Origin of the sequence: Pandoraea anapnoica (assembly GCF_902459765.1) — a bacterium.
GTDB lineage: Bacteria > Pseudomonadota > Gammaproteobacteria > Burkholderiales > Burkholderiaceae > Pandoraea > Pandoraea anapnoica.
In genome coordinates this window covers 121,940-147,871 of record NZ_CABPSP010000015.1, presented here as the reverse complement: position 1 = coordinate 147,871, position 25,932 = coordinate 121,940, and the positions used below count along the sequence as shown (strand labels likewise).

The following is a 25,932-nucleotide window of genomic DNA, read 5'->3' as shown; positions in this document are numbered from 1 at the left end:
GCACAACGTTGAGCGGCTTACGAGCGGATCTTGCACATCGACGCGAGGTTGGCGCGCGTCTTGATATCGATCTTGCCCTTGTTCGCGAAGGCGGCGCCGCTGCCGTCCTTCACCACATCCACGCGATAGAACGGCGCGATGGGGAACTGATTGCTGGCGAACTTGAACGATCCGCGCACGGACTGGAAGTCGGCGGACTTGAGTGCTGCGCGCAGCGCCTCACGGTCGGTCACGCTGCCCTTCGTCTTGGTGAGTGCGGAGTCGATCAGGTTCGCAGCGTCGTACGATTGTGCGGCGTACATCGACGGCACGCGGTTGTACTTCTTCTGGAAAGCCGCGACGAATTGCTTGTTCTGCGCGTTGTCGAGGTCGGGCGAGTAGGGCGCGCTGGTGATGCTGCCCACGGCTTGTTCCTTCAACGCGGGCAAGGTCGAGCCGTCGATGGTCGACACCGAGATCAGCGGAATCTTGCCGAGCAGACCGGCCTGACGGTACTGCTTGACGAAGTTCACACCCATGCCGCCCGGGTAGAACACGTAGACGGCGTCCGGCTTGGCGGCGGCGAGTTGGGCGATTTCGGCCGAATAGTCGGGCTGATTGACCTGCGTGTACACCTCGTCGACGATCTGGCCCTTGTAGTCGCGCTTGAAGCCGTTCACGGCGTCGCGCCCGGCCTGATAGTTCGGGGCCATCACGTACATCTTCTTGTAGCCGAGATCGGTCGAGAGCTGACCGCCGGCTTCATGCAGTTCGTCGTTGTCCCACGAGGTCGAAAAGAAGTTCGGCGAGCATTGCTCGCCAGCAATCGGCGTCGGGCCGGCGTTCGAGCCGACCATGACAACGCCTGCGTTCGTCACGTTCTTGTGGATGGCCATCATCACGTTCGAGAACGTCACGCCAGTGATGAGCGAAACCTTGTCGCGCTCCACCAGTTTGGTCGCCGCCTGCACGCCGACGTCCGGCTTGAGCTGGTCGTCTTCCTTGATCACCTGCACCGGCACGCCACCGAGCTTGCCGCCCTTTTGCTCGACGGCGAGCATGAAAGCGTCGTACTGGTCCTGCCCGAGCGCGCCGCCCGGGCCGGAGAGCGTGCCGATGAAGCCGATCTTCACCTGAGCATGGGCACCGCCCGATGCGAACATCGCAGCAGCGGCTGCGATGGCACCGAGCACGGCGATGGCTTTGCGTTGCGTGGTCTTCGTTCCCGTCATCATGGTCTCCAAACGATGAATTCAAGCACTGTCAGCTGCGGACTCGCGCCGGGATACTTGACCGCTTCTTCACGTCGGTCATGGCAGGCCAGGCGCGTCAGACTAATTCAAAACTTCCAGAATTGTTTAAGCATCAAATATTTCCATGCCCAGCCTAAACGACGCCTTTTGCGTAGGCAAGCATTTTCAAAAACACCTCGGGAAAGCACCAGTTACAGCCCGAAGAACTCAAGTGCGTTCCCGGCCAGAATGCGGTGTCGTCCGTTGTCGTCGAGGCCCGGCTGATCGGCCACCAGACGCCCGATGTCCTGCTCGCCGAGCGGGAACGGGTGGTCGGAGCCGAGCATGATGCGCTCCACGCCCATCGTGTCCACGAGCAGACGCAGGGCGCGCGGGTCGAACACGGCGCTGTCCACGTAGAAGCGGTCGAGGTAGTGCGACGGCGGGTGCGGGCTGTCGGCGCGTACTATGTCGCGGCAATGCCACGCATTCTCGGCGCGGCCTAGCAGGTACGGGAAGGCACCGCCGCCGTGTGCGAAGCACAGCTTGAGCGAGCGGGGCAGGCGCTCGAATGCGCCCGAGAGGATCAGCGAGAGGATCGACAGTTGCGTCTCGGCAGGCATGGCCACGAGCCACGGCATCATCCATTTCTTCATGCGGCCGTCGGTCATCATGTCCCACGGATGCACCAGCACGGGGATGTGCTCGTCGCCGCAGTGCCGCAAAAATGCCACGAGTTGTTCGTCATCCAGATCTTTCTCACCGAGATGGTTGCCGATCTGTACGCCGACGTGGCCGGTGGCCTTGGCGCGCGAGGCTTCGGCGCACGCCAGGTCGAGGTCTTGCAGCGGCACCTGCGCCATCGCCTTCAGGCGGTTCGGGGCGTAGGCGCAGTGCTCGAGCGCGAGGTCGTTCATGCGCTGGACCCAGTCCATGACGGCGCGCCCGTCGTAGCGGTAGCCGAACATGATCGGCGTGGCGCATACGACTTGCAGATCGACGCCGTGGCGGTCGAGTTCCTCGACGCGCAGCGACGGGTCCCAAAGGGCGCGGTAGACCGGACGGAAGGCGCGATTGTCCAGCATGATGTTGCCGGTCTCGCCGCCTTCGTCGATCCGCAGCCACGGGGCGGTGGGTGCGTCGAGGCGGGCCGCTTCTTCCCGCGTGATGCGCGGGAAGAAGTGGGCGTGCATGTCGATTTTCTTCATGACGTGACGAGTGAGTGTCTGTGTTCGGTGTGGCGGGTCAGGCCGACGTAGCTGTAGTTGTCTTGGGCTGTGCCGCGCGGCCGGGGTGGATCTCGCCGCAGCCCGGGCAGCGACGCAGCGATTCGTTACCGTAGAACGCCTCGAAGAGCGGTGGCAGATCGGTCACGATGCTCTTGAGTTGCACTTCCACGCGATGCACCAGCGTGCCGCAGCTCAGGCAGTACCACTCGAAGCCGTCGAGCAGACCGGCCGGGCGCTGGCGCTCGATCACGAGGCAAAGACTGCCTTCCTCGGGACGTTGCGGCGAGTGGCGCACATGCGGCGGCAACAGGAAAATGTCACCTTCCTTGAGGTCGATGCGTTCAGGCTTGCCGTCGATCCAGAGATTGACCCAGGCATTGCCTTTGAACTGATAAAAGAACTCTTCGAGCGGATCGTCGTGATAGTCGGTGCGATGGTTCGGACCGCCGACGACCGTCACGATGAAATCACTGTCCTGCCAGACTTGCTGGTTGCCGACCGGCGGCTTGAGCAAATGCGCGTGATCGTCGATCCAGCGCTGGAAATTGAACGGCTTGCCATACGTCAACATGCTTGTCTCCCGGGTCATGTCGCGCGATGTAATACGTGCGTGAGCGAAGGCTTAGCGTGCGCGCGGCGCATAGGCCACGCACTTGATTTCGATGAGCAGCAGTGGATGCGGCAACTGGTGCACAGCTACCGTCGTGCGGGTAGGGCCGTTCTCGTCGAAATATTCGCCGTACACCTCGTTGTAGCCACCGAAGTCGTTCATGTTCACGAGGAACGAGCCGACTTCGACGACGTCCGCCAGTGTCGCGCCTTCGCTCGCGAGAATGTCGCGAATGTTCTCGATGACGGCGCGCGTCTGCTCGCGAATGTCGAGCTGCGTGACGCCCAGCGCGTCGACCTGCGCACCGGCATACGAGTTATCGGGGCGTCGCGAGCTGGTGCCCGAGACGAACAGGAAGTCACCTGCGCGTTTGATGTGCGGGAACTTGCCGCGGGGCTTGGCCTTGCCTTCGACCACGCGGGCCTGGGTGTCTTGCGATGCGCTCATGGATTCGAGTCTCCGTTGTGTTCTTGTCATGGGACGGCGCGCGGGTGCGGCAGCCTCGACCCCCATCGAGATTGCCGCACCGTCGCCTCCCTACATGGCTCTGACGTACCGCGTTGTTTATAGCTTGATGCAGATGTTGGTGATTTCGGAATAAAAATCGAGCGAGTGACGTCCGCCTTCGCGACCGAGGCCCGAGAGCTTTACGCCGCCGAACGGCGTGCGCAGATCGCGCAGGAACCACGTATTGACCCACACGAGGCCCGTCTGGAACTGACGCGCCACCCGGTGCGCGCGTGACAGGTTCGTCGTCCAAACGCACCCGGCCAGGCCGTAGTCGCTGTCGTTCACGCGGCGGATGACTTCGTCCTCGCTATCGAACGGGGCGACGTGGCACACCGGGCCGAAGATCTCTTCGCGAACGCAGCGGGCCGTGTCGGGGAGTCCCGTCCAGACCGTCGGCTGCACGAAAGCCCCTTCGTCGCGAGCGTCGCCAAAGGTCGGCACACCGCCTCCGGTGACCACCGTCGCACCTTCTTCGACGGCCAGTTGATAGTACGAGAGTACCTTCTCGCGATGCTTGCGGGAAACGAGCGGCCCCATCTGAACGCCTTCTGCGTTGGGCGCATCGATACGCAGCGCGGCGGCGCGCTCGGCGAGGGCGGCGACGAAGCGATCGAAGATCGGGCGCTCGACATAGACGCGTTCCGAGCACAGGCAGACCTGACCGGCGTTGGTGAAGGACGAACGCACCACACCGTCGACCGCTTTGTCGAAGTCGGCGTCGGCGAAGACTACGGCGGCGTTCTTGCCGCCCAGTTCGAACGAGATTTCCTTCACACCGTCGGCCACCGCTTTCATGATGGCGCTGCCGGTGCGCGATTCACCGGTGAAGGTGATGGCGGAGACGTCCGGGTGCTTCGTCAGAAATTCACCGGCCGAGTTGGGACCGAAGCCGTGCACGAGGTTGAAGACGCCGGGCGGCACACCGGCGGCGTCCATGACTTCGGCAAGTAGCGTGGCGGACGAAGGCGTTTCTTCCGAGGGCTTCGCAACGACGCAGTTGCCCATCGCCAGGGCCGGCGCGACCTTCCACGTGAAGAGCAGCAGCGGCAGATTCCACGGAGAGATGATGCCGATCACGCCGAGCGGCTTACGCGTGATGTAGTTCATCACGTCGCCGCCGTCGGCTGCGCGCATTTCGTAGACTTCGCTACCAGCGGTCTTGATGAGGTCCGCAAACATGCGGAAGTTGGCGATGCCGCGCGCGATATCGAGCGTGCGGGCCTGTTCCTCCGGGCGGCCGGTGTCGGCCACTTCGGCGGCAACGAACTCGTCGAAACGCGCCTGAATGCCGTCGGCGATACGGTGCAGCACGGCCGCGCGCTCGGTGGGCGTGGTCTTGCCCCACGGGCCATCGTGCAGGGCGCGACGGGCGGCGCTTACAGCGCGGTCGACGGTAGTGGCATCGGCTTCGCACACTTTCGCGACGAGGTGGCCGTCTACCGGGCTGACGTTATCGAACTGGCGATCGGTGGCGACGAACGCACCATCCACGTAATGCCGCAGCAGCGGCGCATTCGCAAGGCTCACGAGGTCTCCTGGAGCGGATTGTTTTGCGGGGCGGCAGGTCGCCGGTGACGCCATGCAACGCAGCGCCACGGCACAACCGCCGGATGCTCACAAGTCTAGGCAACCGTCGATATAAAAAATAATGAAATCTATCGTGGCGTCTATTCCTTAATGGAATAGATGAAAAGAAAGCGCTGGTGGGACTTCCGGGACGTCTTCTGGAGGAGGGCGCGGGAACGCAATCTCCCGCTCGTCAACGATGCGAATCGTGACTCACACGCGCCCGCGCTTCCCGCAGTTCGCGCGGATCGCGTTCCTTGCCGAGGGCGGCTGGCGGCAAGTCGGTGTCCAGACATTCGACCAGATGGGCGTTGAGTACGGCGGCAAGCCCCTCGCCGCCACGCCGCATCACGTAATTGTGGTTCCAGCGGAAGAGCGGTCGGGCCAACGGCGCGAGCTTGTTCATCCACTCACGCCGCGTGTGGACGTCCCACGCATAGCGCACCACGGTAATCGAGCCCTCAGTCTCGAAGCGCCAGACGCCCGTGCCTTCGGCCTCGCCCGTGGCGACGCTGCGCACCTCACGCATCGGGTCGATGTGCGTGATGCGGGTTTCGAAGGTCAGCGAATAGGGCAATGCCCCATGCCACGTCAGTGTACGCACGGCGCCGATGCCGTCGGCGTCGCCCGGATCGAGCGTGCGCACCTCCCGCACACAGGGCCACCAGCGGGCCCAGTGGTCGACATCCCGTAGCGTATCCCAGACTTCATTCAGCGGCGCGGTGAGCCGCCACAAGGTGAGGAAGTGATAGTCGTTCATGGCCGTTCCCGGTCGTGGGTGGAGGGTGTCCTCATGCCGTGATGCCCCCCGTCGAGAGGGGGGATTTTCAGTATAGGCGGCATCCCGGAGAGCGTCGGGAGGCCCGTTTCGATAGCCGTAAATAGCCACTTCGGAGTGGCCAATGCGCCGATCCAGCATCCATGAGGCTTCCCGGACTGTCATGAATCCGTCAAATTGTCTCCATAGAATCCCGGAGTGAAAACGTTTTCGTAAACGTTTACATTTGCGTAAAATCCGTCAACTTCAAAATTCGACGGTCCAGATTTAAGGAGCGGGGTGTGGCTGATATTCGGGATGTGGCGCAGCGAGCAGGCTGTTCGATCGCGACGGTGTCGCGCGCGCTGAATTCGCCGCAACTGGTGCGTCCCGAGACGCTCGCCAGAGTGCAGGCGGCCGCCGCCGAACTCAAATTTCGTCCCAACGCGCTGGGCCGCCAACTGCGTGGCGAGCGCACCGGCCTGATCGGTGTGATGCTGCCCACGCTCGGCAACCCGGTCTTCGCCGATTGCCTCGAAGGCATCGAAGCCGCCATCGACGGCACGGGCCGCCGTCTGCTGCTCGTGACCACCCAATACGATCCGGAGCGCGAGCGCAATGCTATCGAAACCCTGCTGCAACAACGGGTCGACGGCTTGCTGATGACGCTCGCCGACGCAGAACACAGTGCGCTCGTCGACGACCTCGCGGCTGAGGGCGTTGCGTGCCAGCTCGTTTATAACGATGCCCCCGAGCGACCGTGCGTGTCCGTGGACAACCGCGCGGCGGCCGCACAGGGCGTGAACATGCTCATCGAAGCCGGACATCGCGACATCGTGATGGTGACGGGAGCGCTGCATGCGTCCGACCGCGCCAAGCGTCGTTATCTCGGTTATGGGGACGCCATGCAGGCCGCCGGTCTCACGCCGTTGCCCGCATTCGAAATCGACTTCAACAGCGGGGCACGCGGCGAGCGGGTGCGCGAATGGCTGGCGCAGCGCGAGCGCGACGGTGCACGTCCCACGGCGCTGTTCTGCTCGAACGATCTGCTCGCGCTCGGTGTCATGCGCGCGCTGCGCGAAGCCGGTCTGCGTGTGCCGGACGACATCTCCGTCCTTGGCTTCGACGGCCTCGCCGTGGGTGAACTGCTCTCGCCGACGCTTGCGACTGTGGTGCAGCCTAGCGTGGAGATCGGCCGTCATGCGGCGCAGCGTCTGCTTGCCCAGATCGACGGACGCTTAGGGGCTACCGGTGTGACGGCGTCGCACGACTCGTCGCTCAGCCACGCCCTCATCCTGCCCCACGAAATTCGCCGGGGCGGCACAGTGTCGGCCCCGCCCACCAAACAAGCATGACGACGCGCACCACCGGTTTCGAAGCAATCGCAGCACTGCAGTACGTAGGACCCCAGTACTAGCAAGCAAGAAAGTGGCCGACGACCGACTCCATCAAGAGAGTGCGGCATTGGCCGAGGCAATCAGGCATCCGGCCGTAAGGCCTGTACCACACGGTAGAAACGTAACCTGCGGCGGCACACGCGTGCCGCCAACGCTCAGACTTTCAGGAGCCCAGAAATGAAGCTTTGGATCACCCGCGCCGCTCGCACGCTGGCGTTGTTCACCTTGCTCGGCGCTGGCGCCGCGCATGCTCAGCAGACGGCGATCTGCTACAACTGCCCGCCGGAATGGGCGGACTGGGCCGGTCAGGTCAAGTCGATTGCACAAGACACCGGCATTCGCGTGCCGCTGGACAATAAGAACTCGGGACAAGCGGTCGCTCAGTTGATCGCCGAACAAAAGGCCCCGGTCGCCGACATCGTCTATCTGGGGATCACGTCGGCTATCGAAGCGGCGAAGAAGGGTCTGCTCGCGCCGTACAAGCCTGCAAACTGGGATCAGGTACCTGCCAACCTGAAGGATCCGAACGGCATGTGGACGACGATCCATTCGGGCACGGTCGGCTTCTTCGTGAACCGCGACGCCCTGGAAGGCAAGCCGGTGCCGCGTTCGTGGGCCGACCTGCTCAAGCCGGAATACAAGGGCATGGTGGGCTATCTGGACCCGAGCAGCGCCTTCGCAGGCTACGCGGCGGCGATTGCCGCCAACCAGGCGCTCGGCGGTTCGATGGACAACTTCGGCCCGGCCATCGGCTTCTTCCAGAAGCTCAAGGCCAACGCGCCGATCGTGCCTAAGCAAACGGCGTACGCCCGTGTGCTCTCGGGTGAAATCCCCATTCTGATCGACTTCGACTTCAACGCTTACCGCGCCATCTACAAGGACCGCGCCAACGTGCAGTTCGTGATTCCGATGGAAGGTTCGGTGTCGCTGCCGTACGTGATCGCGCTCGTGAAGAACGCGCCGCACGCCGACAACGGCAAGAAGGTGATCGACTACACGCTGTCGGACAAGGGCCAAGCCCACTGGGCGCAAGCGTTCTTGCGCCCGGTTCGCGCCAGCACCATGCCTGCCGACGTCGCCGCGAAGTTCCTGCCCGCTTCCGACTATGCACGCGTGAAGCCGGTCGATCTGCAAAAGCTCGCCGCACAGCAGGACGCGTTCGGTCAGCAGTATCTGAAGAACGTGCGCTAAGTCCTCGCGACTGAACGCACGGTAATGTCCAACGAGGAAGAGGAGCAAAGCAAGCGATGCGTGACCTGACTCTGCCGCGCGGCTGGCGCGTGGCACTTCTGCTACCGGCACTGGCGGTTTTTCTGGCGTTCTGGCTTTTGCCGATGGCCGCACTTGTGCAGGTAAGCGGCGACGGTCACGCGTTCGAGACCTATCGCGCCATTCTCACCAATGCGCGTTATCTCGATAGCCTGTGGCAAACCGTGGTGCTGTCGGCCCTTGTCACACTGGCTACTCTGGCGTTGTCGCTTGTGGCGGGCCTCTTCCTCACCCGTCATGACTTTCCGGGCAAATCGGCACTCGTGTCGATGTTGACCCTGCCGCTGGCGTTCCCCGGCGTGGTGGTCGGTTTCATGGTCATCATGCTGGCGGGGCGTCAGGGGCTGATCGGCGATCTGACGTCGAAACTCATCGGCCACAAGGTCGTGTTCGCGTACTCACTCACCGGTCTGTTTCTCGGCTATCTGTACTTCTCGATTCCGCGTGTGATTCTGGCCGTGATGGCCGCCGCGGAATCGCTCGATCATTCGCTCACGGAAGCGGCGTCGTCGCTAGGCGCAGGGCCCTTCGCGATTGCCCGAGACGTGACGCTGCCCGCGCTCGCACCGGCGCTGATCGCCTCGGGTGCGATGTGCTTCGCGACCTCGGTCGGCGCGTTCGGCACGGCCTTTACGCTCGCCACCGACATCGACGTGCTGCCGATGACCATCTACACCGAGTTCACGCTTAACGCCAATGTGGCGACGGCGGCGGCCCTCTCGGTGATTCTCGGCATCGTCACGTGGGCGGTGCTGATGCTCGCCCGCAATTTCACTGGGCAGGCTGTCGCCGCCGGAGGTTGATCCGCATGCTCAAGAAAACTCTTTTTACGCTGCAACTGCTACTCACGCTGCTGATGTGCGCGTTCTTGCTGATACCGGTGGGGATGTCGATTCTCGCCGGCCTGTCGGTGAACTATTTCCGTGGTCCGTCGGCTGGCCTCACGTTCAAGTGGGTGATTCAGGTCTGGCAGGACTATAACGACGCGATTCTGAATTCGCTGTACGTCGGTGCCGCCACGCTGGTGCTGGTCGCGCTGCTCGGCGTGCCTGCCGGTTACGTGCTCGCCCGCTGGCAGAGCCGTTTCGCACGCTGGATCGAAGAACTGCTGACGTTACCCATCGCGCTGCCGGGACTGGCGAGTGCGCTGGCCCTCATCAGCGTGTATGGCGGCATGCGCGGCTTTCGCGAAAGTCTGGCGTTCATCGTCGTGGGGCATGTGATCTTCACGCTGCCGTTCATGGTGCGTGCGGTGGCGGCGGCCTGCGCCGACTCGCGCATCAAGATGATGGAAGAGGGCGCGGCCAGTCTCGGCGCGAGCTTCCTGCGACGTTTCATGACGGTGGTGCTGCCTAACATCCGCGGCGAAATCGTGGCGGCGGCGCTAATCGTCTTGACGCTCTCGCTCGGCGAATTCAACCTCACGTGGATGCTGCACACGCCCGACACCAAGACCCTCCCGGTGGGGCTGGCCGACGCCTACGCGTCGCTGCGTCTGGAGATTGGCAGCGCGTACACGGCGGTGTTCTTCGTGCTGATCGTGCCGCTGCTCATCGTCATGCAGATGACGGCCCAACGGGCAAAAGTTCGCAATTCTCGCGGGCGCACCTGATTACGGAAATGACGATGAAACTGACTTCCATCCCCATTCATCTCGAACGCTGTGCCAAGACATTTCACGGCAACACCGTCCTGCAGCCGCTCGATCTGACGATCGGTGCAGGCGAGACGCTGGTGCTGCTCGGCCCGTCGGGATGCGGTAAAACCACGACCCTGCGCATGATCGCCGGGCTTGAGCGCCCCGATGCCGGTGGACGCGTTCGCTTTGGCGACGAAGACGTGACGCGCCTGCCCATCGAGAAGCGCCGTGTCGGCATGGTCTTTCAGAATTACGCCCTGTTCCCGAACTTCACCGTACGCGGCAATGTGGCGTACGGCCTCAAGTTGCGCGGTCTGCCCTCGGCGCAGATCGACAAGCGTGTGGACGAGTTGCTCGATCTGGTGCATCTCACGCCCTACGCAGACCGCGCGATCGCACAGCTCTCCGGCGGCCAGAAGCAGCGTGTCGCACTGGCGCGTGCGCTCGCACCGGAGCCGCGTGTGCTGCTGCTCGACGAACCGCTCACCGCCCTCGACGCCAAGCTGCGCGAGACGGTACGCGCGGACATGGACCGTCTGCTGCGTGGGCTTGGGGTGACGACGGTGTACGTCACGCACGATCAGGACGAAGCGATGGCGCTCGGCGACCGCATCGTGGTGATGAGCGCCGGTCGCATCGAGCAGATCGGTGCGCCGCGCGACATCTATTACCAGCCCGCGTCGCGTCACGTGGCGAACTTCGTCGGCACGCTCAATCGTCTGTCCGGCGTGTGGCGTGACGGACACTTCCATCTGGAAGGCGGTCGCGTCGAATGCCCGAACGTGCGTGCCGATGTACAGGAGTTGTACTTCCGCCCCGAGGACGCCATCGTCGTGCCCGCTGGCGATGCTCCGCTGACCGGTCAGATCGAAGAGGTGCAGTTCCTCGGCGACCGCACGCGTCTGACGCTCAGTGGCGTGTCCACGGCCGGTGCGGTGCTCGTCGAAGTTTCCAGCCGTCGCGAGTGCCGCGTCGGCGATAAGGTGGGCCTGTCGCTGCCCGCCGCCCATGTTTTTTCGCTTCACGGATAAACCGCTCATGCTGTTCGCGCAAATCAGCGACCTTCACATCAAACGCCCTGGCAAGCTGGCTTATCGCCGCGTCGATACTGCCGCTTATCTTGAGCGTTGCGTGGCACGTCTCAATACGCTTACGCCGCGTCCCGACTTCGTCGTGCTGACGGGCGATCTCGTCGACTTCGGCGCGCGCGAGGAATACGAACATCTGCGTCGTTTGCTCACGCCTCTGGAAATCCCGTACTACCTCGTTATCGGTAATCACGACGGACGCGACGCGCTGCGCGAGGTGTTCCCCGAACACACGTATCTCGGCAAACAGGGCGACTTCGTGCAATACACGGCGATGTTCGGGCCGCTGCGACTTGTGGCACTCGATACGCAGGATCCGCCCAATGGCGGCGGGAAGTTGTGCGACGAGCGTCTTCAATGGCTCGAAGCGACACTCGCCAGCGATACGCAAACGCCGACGGTCGTCGCCATGCACCATCCGCCGTTCGCGTGCGGCATCGAGCATATGGACATTCAGTCGCTCGACGCTGCCGATGCGGCGAAGCTGGCCGCTATCGTGCGTCGCTTCGACAACGTGGAGCGTGTGATTTGCGGTCACGTGCATCGTCCGATTCACACGCGCTTCGCGGGCACCATAGCGAGCGTTTGCCCGTCGCCTGCGCATCAGGTCGCGCTCGATCTGCGTGAGGGAGGTCCGTCGGCGTGGGTGCTGGATCCGCCGTCGTTCCAGTTGCATCGATTCACGCCGCAGACGGGACTCGTCTCGCATCTCGCGTTCGTGGACGACGCGGGGGGCGCGCATCCGTTCTATGACGCGGCGGGTAAATTGATCGACTGAGCAGGGTACGACGGCAGGCAGCGATGTCGCGTCGACAGGTCATCACGCAAAAAGGCTCCCTCGGGAGCCTTTTTGCGTTGCGGGTGCTGTGGATGTCTGCAAAGGATTACAGCAAATGATCCAGCGCGTCCGGCCCGAACACTTCGCGACGCATGCGTCCTGCGGACACACCGGCGTCGCGCAGGGTGCGCCATTGCGTCTGCATGAAGGCTGACGGGCCGCACATCAGGTAATCGGCGTCGGCAGGCAGCGAGAGACGCGAGAGGTCCATGCGTCCGGCATGTGTGTAATCGACGTCTTCGCGGTCCGTGCTCAACGGCGCCTCAAAGAACGTGACGGTGCGCAGATTCGGCAACTGCGTCTTCGCGAATGCCAGATGACGGCGCAGCGCCACGTGCGAGCCGTTGCGACCGGCGTGGGCGAACAGCACTTCGCGACGCGAGCCCTTAGCGGCCAGCGCTGCGACCATCGACATCATCGGCGTGATCCCCACACCGGCGCTGAGCAGCACGAGCGGACGGGCGGAGTCTTGCGGCAGCGTGAACTCGCCGTAGGCCGGACCGACCAGAATGCGATCGCCCGCCTTGACGTTCGCGTGCAACCAATTCGAGACCCTCCCCTCGGGCTTCGACGCATTGGCCTCTTCGCGCTTGACGGTGATGCGCCAGTGCGGCGCTTCTGGGGCGTCCGAGAGGCTGTATTGGCGACGCTGCTGCAGGCCGTCCGGCAGCGTGACGGCGACGCTCACGTACTGCCCAGGTGCGAACTCGCCCGGCGAGCCGCCTTCCGGCGTGCGCAGGTAGTACGACACGACGTGTTCGGTCTCGCGGTCGACGTCGGCCACGACCAGCTCGCGCAGTGCGCCCAGAGGCGCACGCGATTGCTCGGACAGTCGCGCTTCGGCCGCGATCAGTTCGCCAGCGAGTAGCCAGTAGGCTTCATCCCAGGCGGCGATAAGCTCGGGCGTCGCGGCGTCGCCCAGCACGGCCTTGATGGCGGCGAGCAGATAACGTCCGACGATCGGGTAGTGCGCCGGCGTAATGCCGACAGAGACGTGCTTGTGCACGATGCGCTCAAGCACGGGGGCGAGGGCCGCTGCATTGTCGATGTTCGCAGCGTATGCGAAGACGGCGGAGGCGAGCGATTGCTGCTGCGCGCCGCTTGCCTGATTGCCCATGTTGAAGAGATTGCGCAGCTCAGGATGCGCTTCGAACATGCTCGCGTAGAAATGGCGCGTGATCGCAAGACCGTGTTCGCGCAAGACCGGAACGCTTGCGTCGATGTAGGGGCGGGATGCGGCGGAAAGCATGGCAAGACTCCTGAATTTATAAGATGCAAATTAAATGCATCTTTTTAATCGCACTTGTGGCTGTTTCATCGACGCCGTGGACGCTCACGCTCTGGGCGTCCACGGTGCGGAATTCGGTCGCCGGTCCCCGGGGCTCATTTCACGGACAACTCGAACAACTTGACATCAACTTTCAGGGAGCCGGCGGAGTGATTATAAGATGCAAATTAAATGCATGTTATAGGGCTGCGGCGGAATGTCGCAACGGATCGGCCGGTGCATCTTGCTGGGAGGGTGGGTGTACTCGCAAGCGAGGGGCACGGCGGCGCTCGACGATTTGCACAGCGCGCTTGCGTGTCTGATCGATGAAGAAGAAGCCTGCACGCACGAAGCGAACCCGCTCGGACGAAAGCGCGGTGAGCGCCGTGTTGCCCGCGTTGTTAGGGCGGGTCGGATCGCCGCCGTAGCGCAGCGCGGTGTTGAGCATGTAGTCGGCGTAGATGGCGTCGCGCGGAAGGTGTGTCGTCGCAGCAAGGAAGTGCATGATCGAGTTGCCTTCGTACATGGGCGCGTTGCAGTCGGGATGAATGGCGAGCAGAACCTCGGCTGCACCGCAAAAACCTAGTGACGCCAGCCAGATCACCGGCGGCGTGCCGTCTGCATGCTGCTGGGTCAGATCCATGCCGCGCTGTTGCAGCAAAGCCGCGAACGCAAACAGCGTCTCGTGCGGCAGCAAGGGATCTTGACCGGCATCGCACAGCCGCTTCGCTTCGCGCATCATGGCGGCGCTGGCGGCGGGCACGTTGTCCGTCGTCTCGTTGCCGGATATCGTGTCTGGGTTGGCAATGACGTGCAGGGCGCGCTCGCGTGCCTGCTTCACCATCTTCTGCGTCAAACGTAGGTAACTCACGAGACTGTCCGGCAAGAGCGAGACAGGGGTGACGCCCGCGTCGTTGGTGCGATCAGGATCGCCGCCGTAACGCAGGGCGAGGATAAACAGGAAATAGGCAGAGAACGAGTAGGGCCGCAACCGTGTGGTGGCCGCGAGCTGATGCATGAGCGTGTTGCCTTCACGGCCGATTTTCGCCGTGTTGCAGGCAGCACCTAGCGAGAGCAGAACGTCAGCCGCCGCGCAGTAGCCGTTGAATGCCAGCAGCATGACGGGCGTCGAACCCGTGAGCGCCGGTTGTGTGAGATCGGCACCGTGCGACAGGAGCATCTTTCCCAGACGAAAGAGCGAATCGTGTGCCACCAGCAGGTCACGACCGTTCAGATGCAGACGCTCGGCTTCGGCGGCCATCGCCGTGGCGATGAGCGGCACGCCGTTCGCTGTAGCCTGATTAACGTCTGCACCGAGGTCCAATAGCGACGGCAACCATTCCACGGCAACGTGACCGCACAAGTGCGACAGGGGCAGGTTAACGTCTCCCGAGACCTCGCACACCGGGACGTTGTTGGTCTTGTCGCGACCGCACGCAATCAGCACGCGTAACGCGTTGGAAACGGTCGGAGACGGGAGTGTGGGGAATTCGTGAGCCATGAGTGCGTCAACGAACACCGTGGGGTAGGCGGACGGCGCCGCTGCGTACCGAAGCCAGAGTTGCAGGCCCATGTCGCTTAGCAGCAGATCTGCGTCATCCGGTTCGAGGTCGTCGCGCGCTGATCGGTTAACGAAAACACCGGCATTTTCGAGATCGCTCAGGGTTCGGTGCTGCACCGGTGTGCAAAACAGCGTGGCCATCGAGAAGACGAGCCCTTTGGGATTGTCCGGTCGTGCCAACGAACAACTGTCGTGAAGTTCACGGCCCGCGGCCGTCGTAGGGCTCATCAAGATGTCCCACACTTCGCGCGATGTACAACGCACTTCGCGTCGCGCGCGCAGAAGTGCTTCGAGCGTGATGCGGTCCGGTAAGGCAACACTGTCGTTCACGGAACCGAGATGCGTCGCTGGAGACATTGACTGGGGGGTGACTGAGGATATGGGCATGGCGGGTGAGCGGGTCAGCTAAGGGGTCTGATGCGGCGGAGCGCGGTCGTGCGGGCGGTCGTGAGTAATGCGTCGTCGACTTGCGGGCCGAGCGCTGTTGGTTCAGGCAACAATGAGCGGGCCGTATGTCCCGCCGCGTTCGGCACGTCCAGATTGCCGCCGTGGCGCAGGCTGAGGATCAGGGCGTAATGCGCGAGCTTGGCGTTTTCGGTATGCGTTGGGGACTCGCGCATGTGCAATACCTGAGCCAGGTGATGCATGAGAGTGTTTCCTTGCCGGTCGGCCGCGTTGGGACTGGCACCGCTGATCAGCAGCGCTTCGGCCGCACCGCACAGCCCGTGAAACGCGAGCAGGGCGACGGCGGGCACGCCGCGCCCGCTCGCTTGCGTCAGATCGGCGCCGTGCCGTTTGAGCAGTTCGGCGAGTTGCCGAAGCGAGGTATGCGCGCGCATGAAGTCTTGCCCGGCGTTGTGCAGCCGGATCGCTTCGGCACGCATGGCGCTTACAATCAGCGGCACACCCCGCTGGCTCATTTGATGTGGGCAGCCGCCAAGTTCGAGCACGCGGCGCAACCAGTGCGGCGCGACCTGACTGCACAGATGAGAGAGCGGATTGACGGGGGCGAGGTCGGACGGATTCGACGGCGTGGCGGCCGTGCGGTCTCGTCCGCAAGCCAGGAGAATCCGCAGAATCTTGGCAATACGCGCCCGGTCGTGCATGGACGTTGCACCGAAGATGTCGGAGCCGTCGAACATCTTGAGGTAAGCCGTCGGTGGCGCGGCGTATTGCAGCCAGAGGAGCAGTCCTTCGTTGCTGCGTAGCAGGGCGGCGTCTTCGGGACGCAGATATCCAGCACGCGCTGGAATGAGGAAGACGCCTGCGTCTGTGAGCCGATCTATCGTGCGCTCCGATTCGGGCATGGTCAGCAACGTCACCATTTCGAGAAACAGGGGGCCGTTTGGCGATGCGGCTTTGCAGGCGCCGCGCAACTCGCGCCCGGCACAACTCAGCGGGTCGACGAGCGTGTTCCAGATGTCCTGTGTGCGATATAGCGAGCCGCGTCGCACGTCGAGCAGGTCGACCAACGACGTGGCGGACAAATGCCGTACCTCTGGCTGCGGGCGGGAAGCGGCGATGCTGTCGCTGGTGCCGTGGGTGTACGTGCTGTGCGCACGAGTGGTGATGGGCGGGGTACCGGGCATGGTCGTTGGGCGCGTGGCGTGGAGAAGCCACATGGTCGCGCACGCGCCGGGCGCGGGTTTTGGCATATGTCCCGTGAGGTTCTCCAAGACGGACATGCCGACGCGAGGCGAATGCCGCACTACAATGCGGTATTCATGAATCATCGCCACGCTTTTGTATGACGGAGAAAAACATTCCAGACGCCGCATCCTCCACGAACCCGTTGCAGCGACAGGACAACGAGGCCGTGATTGCGGCGACGCGCCACTGGCTCACGCGCGCCGTAATCGGCCTGAACCTTTGCCCGTTCGCGAAGGCGGTACACGTCAAGGATCAGATCCGGTATGCCGTGAGCGCCGCGCGCGATATGGAGGGCGTGCTGCTCGATCTGGAGAAGGAATTGCAGTGGCTGGCGCAGGTCGACCCGCAAGCGGTCGATACGACGCTGCTAATCGTGCCGGACGCGTTGCTCGACTTCCACGAGTACAACGACGCACTGTTCTTTGCCGAGCGCATGCTCAAGCAGTTGCAGCTCGAAGGCGAACTACAGATCGCGAGTTTCCATCCGGACTATCAGTTCGAAGGTACGGATCCCGACGACGCCGAGAATTTCACGAACCGTTCGCCGTATCCAATGCTGCATTTGCTGCGCGAGGCGAGCATCGACCGCGCGGTGGAAGCGTTCCCGGAAGCGGAAACGATTTACGAACGTAATGAAGCGCTGATGCGCAAGATGGGGGTCGCGGGTTACCACGAGTGGATGGCGCAACCCGCCGAAGACGAGGATGGCGCGAACGACAATGCCATCGATGATGACGAAGGTAACGCCGGAAGGTGATGAGGGGCTGCGCAGAGGGGGAGGATTCGATGCCTCTCCCCGGCATCGGAGAACGCTGAAAAACAAAAAAGCCGCGCGACATAATCGGGCGGCTTTTCTGTTGACTGCTGAGTACTTCGTCTTGCTTGCATCACCAGGGACTGAGTAAGTCGCTGGTGCCGGAGAGAGGAATCGAACCCCCGACCTTCTCATTACGAATGAGCTGCTCTACCGACTGAGCTACTCCGGCGCTGCGAAGAAGTGAGATATTAGCAGACTTTATGGATTTGTCACTACTTTTTTCGAAGATTTTTTGCTGTGACTGCGTCAGTCACGCGTAAATCATTGAAATTTCAGAAATCCTGCGCTTCCGTCATCGCGAAAAAATTTCACGACATTGCATCGCCTTCGCGACGACGAAATCGCGTCTTCACATCGCTTACTTCTTGTCGGCTTCGTGGTGATAACCGGTCACACGTTCGACTTCGTTCTTCGAGCCGAGGAACACTGCAACACGCTCATGCAGCTTCTGCGGCTGAATGTCGAGAATGCGCTGCGTGCCGTTCGTGGCCGCGCCGCCTGCCTGCTCGACGAGGAAGCTCATCGGGTTCGCTTCGTACATGATGCGCAGCTTGCCCGGCTTGTCCGGATCGCGCTTGTCTGCCGGATACATGAACACACCGCCGCGCGTCAGAATGCGATGCACGTCCGCCACCATCGACGCGATCCAGCGCATATTGAAGTCCTTGCCGCGCACGCCTTCCTTGCCTTGCAGCAACTCGCCGATGTAACGCTGCACCGGCGGATACCAGTGACGCTCGTTCGACATGTTGATCGCGAATTCCTTGGTGTCTTCCGGAATGCGCATGCCTTCCTGCGTCAGCACCCAAGAACCCATCTCGCGATCGAGCGTGAAGCAGTTCACGCCATGACCCGTCGTGAGCACCAGCACCGTCTGCGGACCGTACACCGCATAACCGGCCGCCACTTGCTGCGTGCCCGGTTGCAGGAAGTCCTTCTCGGTCGGATCCGTCACGCCTTCGGGGCAACGCAGCACAGAGAAGATCGTGCCGATCGACACGTTGACGTCGATGTTCGACGAACCGTCGAGCGGGTCGAACATCAGCAGGTATTCGCCCTGCGGATAGCGGTTCGGAATGTGGAAGACGTCTTCCATCTCTTCCGAGGCCATCGCCGCCAGATGACCGCCCCATTCGTTCGCTTCGAGCATGATCTCGTTGGAAATCACGTCGAGCTTCTTCTGAACTTCGCCCTGAACATTCTCGCTACCCGCGCTGCCCAGTACACCACCGAGCGCGCCCTTGGACACAGCGTGGCTGATGGACTTGCACGCACGTGCGACGACTTCGATCAGCAGACGAAGCTCGGCGGGAATGTTGTTGAATTCCCGCTGCTGTTCGATCAGATATTGGGTAAGGGTCTTGCGCCGCATGTGGGCCTCCGGAAAAGCGAAAAAGCGTACATATCGAGATGCCCGCAATTTTACTCGTAAAGCGACACTGCCCCCGCGAAAAATCCTTGGGGGCAGTGCAGTATCGGCATCGTCCGACGAACGATTCGGATTTCTCCGATGCGTTCGTGGCGTGCGAAATCAGTCGAGACCGTCGAACAGCGCGTCGTCCGGACCGATGTGCGACGGCGAGCGCCAGGCGGCGTCGCGCATGCTGTGCTGCACTTGCTTGTCTACGCCGAGCAGGATCGCGAAGATCGCCATGCGCACCGGAATGCCGTTGTCCGTCTGACGGAAGATGGCCAGACGCGGATCGTGATTCAGGTCCGTCGACAGATCGTTGGCGCCCGGGCGGCTGTCGCGCGGCAGCGGGTGCATGATGATCGTGCGGCTATCGCAATACTGGTTGATCAGCGCTTCGTTGATCTGGAAATCCGGCGTGTAGCCTTCGATGGCCTCGTCGGCAAAGCGCTCCTTCTGGATGCGCGTCGCGTAGACCACGTCCGCACCGGCCAGATCGGCGAGCGAATTGCTCTGCACGATGACGTGGCCGTTCTGCGAGATCTGGTCGAGAATGTACGTCGGCATTTCCAGCGACGGCGGCGAGATCAGCGTGAACTTCAGGCCGCGATACAGCGCGAGCAGCTTGATGAGTGAGTGCACCGTGCGGCCGTAGCGCAGGTCGCCGACCATCGCCACGTGCGCGCCGTCGACCAGCTTGCCCAGACGCGAGAACTCGCGGCCGATGGTGTACAGATCGAGAATGGCCTGACTCGGGTGTTCGCCCGGGCCGTCGCCGCCGTTGATGACGGGGATGTTCGTGGCGCGCGCGAATTCGGCGACCGAGCCCTTTTCCGGGTGACGCACGACAAGCGCGTCGACATAACCGCTCATGACACGGCTCGTGTCGTAGATCGATTCGCCCTTGGCCATCGAGGAGAACGTGAAGCCGGTCGTGTCGCACACCGAGCCGCCGAGGCGGCAGAAGGCGGAGCCGAAGCTCACGCGGGTGCGGGTGCTGGCTTCGAAGAACAGATTGCCGAGTACCGCGCCTTCGAGCACGCGCGAGATCTTCTGGCGGCGCGCGATCGGTTGCATGATGTCGGCAACGTGGAACAATTCTTCCAGCGAATCGCGCGAGAACTGGTCGACGGAGATCAGATGCGGCTTGCCGTCGAGGCCCATGCGTTCGCGCAGCGGCTTGTGTGCGCTTTGCGTAGATTCCGCAGACGGCGCCTCGCGACCTAGAATTTCGCCGACGAATTTCTCCACGATGCTCGGCATCGTGCGATATTCGCTGGAATCTTCGGGCAGCAGCCAGGTGTCGAGGGCGCGCCGACGAACGCCGATGCGCTCGGCGAAGGTGTCGCGGGTCATGTTCAGGCGACGCATCGCGTCGCGCAGGAAAGTCTGCTGTGCACTCATGGTCGGGTCGGCAGGAATGTGTACGCGATGCGTATAATAGGCGTCGATTCGTTGTTTGTCCAGCAAAAGACGTGCCCCTCGCGGGGCCGCGCCAGCCGGGCGTTTCCGGCATTTCCGGTGTTTTGCCGTACGGGTATGGAAAACCTTCTCCGCAAGCTTGACCTCACTTCTTTGCGTCTTTTCGTGGCCGTCTGCCAGGAGCGGAGCATGGCGCGCGCCGCCGAGCGCGAATTCATCGCGCCTTCGGCGATCAGCCGTCGCATTGCCGACATCGAAGCCATCGTGGGGCTCCCGCTCATCCAGCGTCACCAGCGCGGCATCACCGTTACGCCGGTGGGCGAGACGGTACGCCGTTACGCTGAACGTATTCTAGGCACGATCGAATCGCTGGGCGCAGAGCTGTCCCAATTCCACGAGGGCGCGCGCGGCAGCGTGCGCATTGCGGCCAATCTGTCGGCCATCGTGCAGTTCCTGCCGGAGGATCTGGCGGCGTTCGGGCGTGTCTTTTCCGCCGTGGATGTCGAACTCGACGAACAGCACAGCAACGAAGTGCTGCAACGCGTGGCCGAGCGTGCGGTGGACGTCGGCATCTGCAACGCCGTCGAGGGTATCGAAGCGTTCACGATGGTGCCGTACCGCCGCGACCGACTCGCCGTGATTTTGCCCGCGGGGCACCCGCTTGCGGCGCGTACCGGCGAGATTCCGTTTTCCGCGTGTGTCGGCGAGACGCTGGTGGGGCTTCAGGGCAACAGCGCGCTCACGCAGATGCTGCGTCAGCAGGCGAGTGCGGCGGGCGAGTCGTTGCGTATCAAGATCCGCGTCTCCAGTCTCGACGCGCTGTGCCGCATGGCGCACGCCGGACTCGGCATCGCCATTGCCCCCGAGCAGGTGGGACAGTTGTACGTCGGCAAGCTGGATGTTGTGGTGCGCCCGCTCACGGACGAGTGGGCGCATCGTCAGCTATGGCTGGTCTTCCTCGAACAGGACCGTCTGAACGCAGCGGCCGCAACGTTATTGAATTTTCTTGCGCAGAAGGCATGAGCCGACGCCGCCGCAGGTCGGCTGGCCCGCCGCCTCATGAAACATTGACCGATCAAGAAGCGACGGGATTGCCGTTAAGTTGCCGATTTAGGTGCGAGGCACCATCGAACCGATTCGCGCAGAGAACGCCTGCGGATCGCTCAGTTTCAACACTTCTTCGGGAACGTCGATAACGTGGGCCTGCTGATCGGGGCCGGCGACGATGCCCGCGCCCTGACCGCGTCTCGTGCCGTCACCTTGCTGCGCGGCGACAAGCTCCCCTTGCTTGTTGACAATGACGATCATTTTCATACCATCCCCCCACCTTGCAGGTTATGCCAGGCGCCGCCCGGCCCAAGGTTAGTAATGGTCACGTAGTACGTTGTGTGACCGTTGTTATCCTTTTCTTTGCGCTGGTTGTCGGCGCGATGGATTCCCCCACTATTCGGCGTTTTGACGTCGGCGCTGGCAAATTGCGTGCCTAAATCTTCGCCGCCATTCCTCACGTACCACCAATATGCTGCCTGGTTCGGGTTCAGGAATGTTAGCGGCCCAATGTTATTGAATGCCATTGCATCGGCTCCTATGGAAATAACGCACGGCGGGTGCTCGTAAGCAGTTCGTGCGCCAAGGTTGACAACCTCCGTACGCCACGCGAACCCGGTGCCCCTGTGGTGGAAAGGGTCTGCATTTCGTACGTGCATCGTCGGCGTCGTGTTACCCCCGTCGACGGCGCCTATCCAATCTAGTCTCCCCGTGGCGCACTGATGCACGCCGGAAGCTCACGGCCCCGTTTCTTGCGCACCTCTGGTATTTGTAACTTCCATTTTTAGGAATTTTCCCAAAAAACATATGATGCGTTGGGTCGGGCGACGCCCACGATATGACTTGGGTATCGCAATCCGTCACGGCGACCTTGCTCAGATGGCAAGATGACACCTCATGCCTTGGGGATATCCTTCTTCGCAAGGAGATTCACAGGCATGGAAGACATCATTCGTTTCGACGGCCGCGTGCTGTTTCTGTCCGACGACCCGGCCATCGTGCGCCGCCAATTGTCGGGTGAGTCCGTCACGCGCGCCGAGGCTGGCGTGCTGCGTGACAACGTTTCAACGGACGAAATCACGCCTGTGACCGTCATGCTGACGTACGACGAGCGGCTCGGACGCTATCCGTACGTCGGTTTCAAAGCGGGAAACGAGATGCCCGTGGGCGAGCACGAGGTGCGTCGTGGCGGCTTTCAGGTCACCGTCGCGGGCAAGCGCTACGGCAAAGGGTCGTCGCGTGAGTCGAGTCCGCTGGCGGAGTTGTCGGCGGGCATCCGTCTGATCGTCGCCGAGAGCTTCGAGCGCATCTATCAGCAGAACTGCGACAACATCGGCATTCTGACGACGACCGATTTCGGTGTGCTCGACCGCATTCTCGCGGGCGAAGCCATTCCCATTACCGAATTCCTCAAGGGGCGCGACGCCCTCACGCAGCAGATCATCCGCAGCGGCGGTCTGCTGGCGTACAGCAAGTTTGCAGAGTGGCCTGCGCCGCTCGTGCATGACAACGCAGCGACGACACCCGCCCAACCGCCGCGCACCCTTGTCGAAAAGATCATGGCGCGCCGCCTGCATCCGGCCACGCCGGGCGTCGAGCATGGCGACGGTGTGTTCGTGCGCGTCGACTGGCGCTTCTCGCACGACTACTTCACAGGGATGTGTGCGCATCTGATGCATCGTGCATTCGGTGAGCCGGCGGCGCTGCACGATCCGGCGCGCATCATCGCATTTCAGGACCATCTGGTGTTGGCGGCGCAGAGCTTTCCGCACGTCGCGCAAGGACTGTTGCCCGGTGTCGCAAACCTGACGAGCGGTCATCGCGAGTTCGTCGCGCGCTACCCGGTGCTGGCGCACGGGCAACTCGCAGATGACGGTGAACACGGTGCCGATGGCATTTGTCACGCCCTCATGGCCGAGCGCTACGCGTTGCCCGGCCAGATCGTGATCGGCACCGACTCGCACACACCGCACGCGGGCGCGCTCGGTTGCCTCGCGTTCGGTGCGGGCGCGACGGACATCGCGAACAGCTGGGTGACGGGCTACGTGCGCTGCAAGGTGCCCCAGACGTTGCGTATCGAGATCGACGGCGACCTCGCGCCGGGTGTGACGGCTAAGGACGTCGTACTCCATCTGCTGCGCCTCGATGCCATCCGTAGCGGTGGCGCCATTGGCCACGTCTTCGAATATGCGGGCAGCGCCGTGCAGGCCATGTCGGTCGACGAGCGCGCCACGCTCACCAATATGGTGGCCGAGCTGGGCGGCTTTACCGGCATCGTTGCACCGGATGAGAAAACGGTGGCGTTCCTCAAGGAGCGGCGAGGCATCGACTTCACGCTCGAACCGTGGATGACGAGCGACACCGGCGCGCACTATCGCGACGTGATCCGCATCGACGCGGCCTCCCTCACGCCGATGCTCGCGCGTCCGGGCGACCCCGGCAACGGCGTGGCACTCGCGGAGCTGGACGCCCCCGTCGCTATCGACATCGCCTACGGCGGCTCCTGCACCGCAGGCAAGCGCGACGACTTCGACGCCTATCACGACGTGCTCGCATGGGGCGTCGCTCACGGACTGCGCGTCGCACAGGGGCGCTCACTGTTCCTGCAATTCGGCACGATGGACGTGCGCGCCTACTGCGAGGCGCAAGGCTATCTGAAGACGTTCGAGGACGCGGGCGTGACGCTCATCATGCCCGGCTGTGGCGCGTGTGCGAACTGCGGGCCGGGGCAATCGACGTCTTCCGATCAGGTCACGATCAGTGCGATCAACCGCAACTTCCCGGGACGCTCGGGGCCGGGCAGCGTCTGGCTCGCGAGTCCCTATACGGTCGCGGCGAGCGCGCTGGCGGGGCGCATCGTCAGCTTCGATGAGTTGAAAGCGATGGCATTGCAGTAACGCGCGTCGCGGTGGTTTCGCTGTGTGCAAAGCGTGCTGCGGCAAATCGGCGATTCGACACGATGTGCTGTGCGCCGCCACATCGGAAAGAGGCTGTGCTGTTGTTGGTGAACATCGCAATTTTTCGTAGTACGTGTCAAAGGTGACTGGCGCGGTGTCATTCGTGGCACAATTTCGGCCTCGCGCCTGTCGATTCATGGTGTATCCGATGTCCGAAGAGACGTCGGACTGTGAGCAGTTCGGCCATGACCGAACGGGCCCGGAGACGATTTTCATGCCATCCCCCGACGTATCAATGCCTTCCATGCCTCGCGCCGCTCAAGCAACGACAGCGGCAACCCGCCTGAGTGCAGGCGACATTTCTGCCCGACTCGACCGTCTGCCCCCGACTCGCACTGTCTGGAAACTGGTGGTGCTGCTCAGTCTCGGTTTCTTCTTCGAACTCTACGACCTGCTCTACACCGGCTACATCGCACCCGGTCTGGTGAAAAGCGGCATTCTCACGCCCACGACACCGGGCCTGTTCGGCACGACCGGCGTGGCGAGCTTCATCGCCGCGCTGTTCTCGGGTCTGTTCATCGGCACCATTGCGTGCGGCTTTCTCGCCGACCGCTTCGGGCGCCGCGCGGTGTTCACCGGCTCGCTGCTTTGGTACACCGTCGCCAACGTCATCATGGCGTTTCAGGAGACGGCCACTGGCGTGAACTTCTGGCGCTTCGTGGTGGGCCTCGGCATCGGTGTGGAGCTGGTGACGATCGGCACCTACATCGCGGAACTCGTGCCCAAGCAGATTCGCGGGCGCGCCTTTGCGTGCGAACAGGCCGTCGGTTTCACGGCGGTGCCGGTGGTGGCGCTGCTGGCGTATTGGCTCGTGCCGCGTGAATTCCTCGGTCTGGAAGGCTGGCGCTGGGTGGTGCTCATCGGCGCGCACGGTGCGGTGTTCGTCTGGTGGATTCGCCGTGCCCTGCCGGAGAGCCCGCGCTGGCTCGCGCAGAAGGGGCGTCTGGATGAAGCGGAGCGTGTGCTCTCGGCGCTCGAAGCCAAGGTCGAGCGCGAGTACGGCAAGCCGCTGCCCCCGCCGGGCGTGCCCGAGCCGGTCGTGCCTAAGAGCGCGTTTCGCGACATGTGGGTGCCGCCGTATCGCAAGCGCGCCATCATGATGATTCTGTTCAACATCTTCCAGACGGTCGGCTTCTACGGCTTCGCGAACTGGGTGCCGACGCTGCTCATCAAGCAGGGCATCACAGTGACGACGAGCCTTGCGTATTCGAGCGTGATCGCGCTGGCCGCACCGGTCGGCCCGCTGATCGGGCTGTGGATGGCCGACAAGGTCGAGCGCAAGCACGCCATCGTGTGGACGGCGGGCATCGGCATCGTGTGCGGGATGGTGTTCTCGCAGGTCACGTCGTCGGTGATGCTGATCGCGATGGGCATTGGCCTGACGCTCGCGAACAACATCATGTCGTACAGCTATCACGCGTATCAGACGGAGTTGTTCCCCACGGGCATTCGCGCGCGTGCGGTGGGTTTCGTCTATTCGTGGAGCCGCTTCTCGGCGATTTTTACGGCGTTCCTGATCGCGTCGGTGCTGCGCAATTTCGGTGTGACCGGTGTGTTCGCTTTCATCTCGTGCGCCATGCTGATCGTCATGCTCGCGATCGGTCTGATGGGGCCGCGCACGAAGGACATCGCCCTGGAGAAGATTTCGCAGTAAAACATGCACCGCGCCGACGAGGGCGATTCCCC

Annotated in this window: 23 protein-coding genes and 1 tRNA gene; 10 read left to right on the top strand and 14 right to left on the bottom strand. The window is 62.8% G+C overall.

All coding sequences use genetic code 11. The features are described from left to right. Positions 1 to 17 precede the first annotated feature (17 nt). From PAN31117_RS22245 to PAN31117_RS22220, 6 genes are all read right to left on the bottom strand, one after another. Complete coding sequence (locus PAN31117_RS22245) at positions 18 to 1,211, bottom strand: ABC transporter substrate-binding protein (RefSeq protein WP_150740167.1); 1,194 nt, start codon at positions 1,209 to 1,211, stop codon at positions 18 to 20. A gap of 212 nt (positions 1,212 to 1,423) precedes the next feature. Next, positions 1,424 to 2,419, bottom strand: a complete 996-nt coding sequence (locus PAN31117_RS22240) for an amidohydrolase family protein (RefSeq protein ID WP_150740125.1) — start codon at positions 2,417 to 2,419, stop codon at positions 1,424 to 1,426. A gap of 37 nt (positions 2,420 to 2,456) precedes the next feature. Continuing rightward, positions 2,457 to 3,011, bottom strand: coding sequence for a 3-hydroxyanthranilate 3,4-dioxygenase (locus PAN31117_RS22235; RefSeq protein ID WP_150740124.1), 555 nt, complete (start codon positions 3,009 to 3,011; stop codon positions 2,457 to 2,459). Between the two features lie 51 nt (positions 3,012 to 3,062). After that, positions 3,063 to 3,497 carry a RidA family protein gene (locus tag PAN31117_RS22230; RefSeq protein WP_150740123.1) on the bottom strand — a complete coding sequence of 145 codons (435 nt, stop codon included), beginning with the start codon at positions 3,495 to 3,497 and terminating at the stop codon, positions 3,063 to 3,065. Between the two features lie 117 nt (positions 3,498 to 3,614). Beyond that, entirely contained in the window at positions 3,615 to 5,087 is a 1,473-nt protein-coding gene (locus tag PAN31117_RS22225; protein WP_150740122.1) for a 2-hydroxymuconic semialdehyde dehydrogenase, read from the bottom strand. Between the two features lie 232 nt (positions 5,088 to 5,319). Beyond that, positions 5,320 to 5,886, bottom strand: a complete 567-nt coding sequence (locus tag PAN31117_RS22220) for an SRPBCC family protein (RefSeq protein ID WP_150740121.1) — start codon at positions 5,884 to 5,886, stop codon at positions 5,320 to 5,322. Between the two features lie 299 nt (positions 5,887 to 6,185). On the opposite strand from PAN31117_RS22220, the gene PAN31117_RS22215 reads away from it, so the two are divergent. The 6 genes from PAN31117_RS22215 to PAN31117_RS22190 all read left to right on the top strand — a co-directional run bounded on the left by PAN31117_RS22215 (position 6,186) and on the right by PAN31117_RS22190 (position 12,054). Continuing rightward, positions 6,186 to 7,238: a LacI family DNA-binding transcriptional regulator gene (locus tag PAN31117_RS22215; protein WP_150740120.1), complete on the top strand. Its 1,053-nt coding sequence runs from the start codon at positions 6,186 to 6,188 to the stop codon at positions 7,236 to 7,238. Positions 7,239 to 7,457: 219 nt separating this feature from the next. After that, positions 7,458 to 8,471 (top strand): extracellular solute-binding protein, encoded by a 1,014-nt coding sequence (locus PAN31117_RS22210; protein ID WP_150577048.1) that lies wholly within the window; start codon positions 7,458 to 7,460, stop codon positions 8,469 to 8,471. A 56-nt stretch (positions 8,472 to 8,527) separates the two neighbouring features. Further along, on the top strand, positions 8,528 to 9,352 hold the full coding sequence (locus PAN31117_RS22205; RefSeq protein WP_039397005.1) for an ABC transporter permease: 825 nt from the start codon (positions 8,528 to 8,530) through the stop codon (positions 9,350 to 9,352). Between the two features lie 5 nt (positions 9,353 to 9,357). Then, entirely contained in the window at positions 9,358 to 10,161 is an 804-nt protein-coding gene (locus PAN31117_RS22200; RefSeq protein WP_150740119.1) for an ABC transporter permease, read from the top strand. 14 nt (positions 10,162 to 10,175) lie between these two features. Beyond that, on the top strand, positions 10,176 to 11,219 hold the full coding sequence (locus tag PAN31117_RS22195; RefSeq protein ID WP_150740118.1) for an ABC transporter ATP-binding protein: 1,044 nt from the start codon (positions 10,176 to 10,178) through the stop codon (positions 11,217 to 11,219). Positions 11,220 to 11,226: 7 nt separating this feature from the next. Beyond that, complete coding sequence (locus PAN31117_RS22190) at positions 11,227 to 12,054, top strand: phosphodiesterase (RefSeq protein WP_150740117.1); 828 nt, start codon at positions 11,227 to 11,229, stop codon at positions 12,052 to 12,054. A 106-nt stretch (positions 12,055 to 12,160) separates the two neighbouring features. Here the strand turns inward: PAN31117_RS22190 and PAN31117_RS22185 are convergent, their stop codons facing one another. The 3 genes from PAN31117_RS22185 to PAN31117_RS22175 all read right to left on the bottom strand — a co-directional run bounded on the left by PAN31117_RS22185 (position 12,161) and on the right by PAN31117_RS22175 (position 16,531). Next, entirely contained in the window at positions 12,161 to 13,363 is a 1,203-nt protein-coding gene (locus PAN31117_RS22185) for a globin domain-containing protein (protein WP_150740116.1), read from the bottom strand. A 217-nt stretch (positions 13,364 to 13,580) separates the two neighbouring features. Beyond that, entirely contained in the window at positions 13,581 to 15,272 is a 1,692-nt protein-coding gene (locus PAN31117_RS22180; protein ID WP_150740115.1) for an ankyrin repeat domain-containing protein, read from the bottom strand. 71 nt (positions 15,273 to 15,343) lie between these two features. Further along, a complete protein-coding gene (locus PAN31117_RS22175) occupies positions 15,344 to 16,531 on the bottom strand; it encodes an ankyrin repeat domain-containing protein (protein WP_150740114.1) in 1,188 nt (395 codons plus the stop codon). A gap of 158 nt (positions 16,532 to 16,689) precedes the next feature. Between PAN31117_RS22175 and PAN31117_RS22170 the strand changes: the two genes are divergently transcribed. Then, on the top strand, positions 16,690 to 17,349 hold the full coding sequence (locus PAN31117_RS22170; protein WP_150740113.1) for a DUF1415 domain-containing protein: 660 nt from the start codon (positions 16,690 to 16,692) through the stop codon (positions 17,347 to 17,349). A 153-nt stretch (positions 17,350 to 17,502) separates the two neighbouring features. Here PAN31117_RS22170 and PAN31117_RS22165 read toward each other — a convergent pair. The 3 genes from PAN31117_RS22165 to PAN31117_RS22155 all read right to left on the bottom strand — a co-directional run bounded on the left by PAN31117_RS22165 (position 17,503) and on the right by PAN31117_RS22155 (position 20,224). Then, positions 17,503 to 17,578 (bottom strand) — tRNA-Thr (locus PAN31117_RS22165). A 189-nt stretch (positions 17,579 to 17,767) separates the two neighbouring features. Then, entirely contained in the window at positions 17,768 to 18,781 is a 1,014-nt protein-coding gene (locus PAN31117_RS22160) for a class 1 fructose-bisphosphatase (RefSeq protein WP_039397012.1), read from the bottom strand. Between the two features lie 159 nt (positions 18,782 to 18,940). Next, positions 18,941 to 20,224 carry an aspartate carbamoyltransferase gene (locus PAN31117_RS22155; RefSeq protein WP_039402605.1) on the bottom strand — a complete coding sequence of 428 codons (1,284 nt, stop codon included), beginning with the start codon at positions 20,222 to 20,224 and terminating at the stop codon, positions 18,941 to 18,943. Between the two features lie 135 nt (positions 20,225 to 20,359). Here PAN31117_RS22155 and PAN31117_RS22150 point away from each other — a divergent pair, with 135 nt between their 5' ends. Next, positions 20,360 to 21,265 (top strand): LysR substrate-binding domain-containing protein, encoded by a 906-nt coding sequence (locus PAN31117_RS22150; protein ID WP_150740112.1) that lies wholly within the window; start codon positions 20,360 to 20,362, stop codon positions 21,263 to 21,265. An 87-nt stretch (positions 21,266 to 21,352) separates the two neighbouring features. Here PAN31117_RS22150 and PAN31117_RS22145 read toward each other — a convergent pair whose 3' ends face one another. Together PAN31117_RS22145 and PAN31117_RS22140 are read right to left on the bottom strand one after the other, a co-directional pair. Then, positions 21,353 to 21,556, bottom strand: a complete 204-nt coding sequence (locus tag PAN31117_RS22145; protein ID WP_150740111.1) for a hypothetical protein — start codon at positions 21,554 to 21,556, stop codon at positions 21,353 to 21,355. Further along, the gene (locus PAN31117_RS22140; RefSeq protein WP_150740110.1) at positions 21,553 to 21,816 is read right to left on the bottom strand and encodes a hypothetical protein; all 264 of its coding nucleotides are present in this window, start codon (positions 21,814 to 21,816) and stop codon (positions 21,553 to 21,555) included. Before PAN31117_RS22140 ends, PAN31117_RS22145 begins: the two co-directional genes overlap by 4 nt. Before the next feature lie 411 nt (positions 21,817 to 22,227). Between PAN31117_RS22140 and PAN31117_RS22135 the strand changes: the two genes are divergently transcribed. Together PAN31117_RS22135 and PAN31117_RS22130 are read left to right on the top strand one after the other, a co-directional pair. Beyond that, positions 22,228 to 24,186, top strand: a complete 1,959-nt coding sequence (locus PAN31117_RS22135; protein WP_150740109.1) for an aconitase family protein — start codon at positions 22,228 to 22,230, stop codon at positions 24,184 to 24,186. 295 nt (positions 24,187 to 24,481) lie between these two features. Then, on the top strand, positions 24,482 to 25,900 hold the full coding sequence (locus PAN31117_RS22130; protein WP_150740108.1) for an MFS transporter: 1,419 nt from the start codon (positions 24,482 to 24,484) through the stop codon (positions 25,898 to 25,900). Positions 25,901 to 25,932 lie beyond the last annotated feature (32 nt).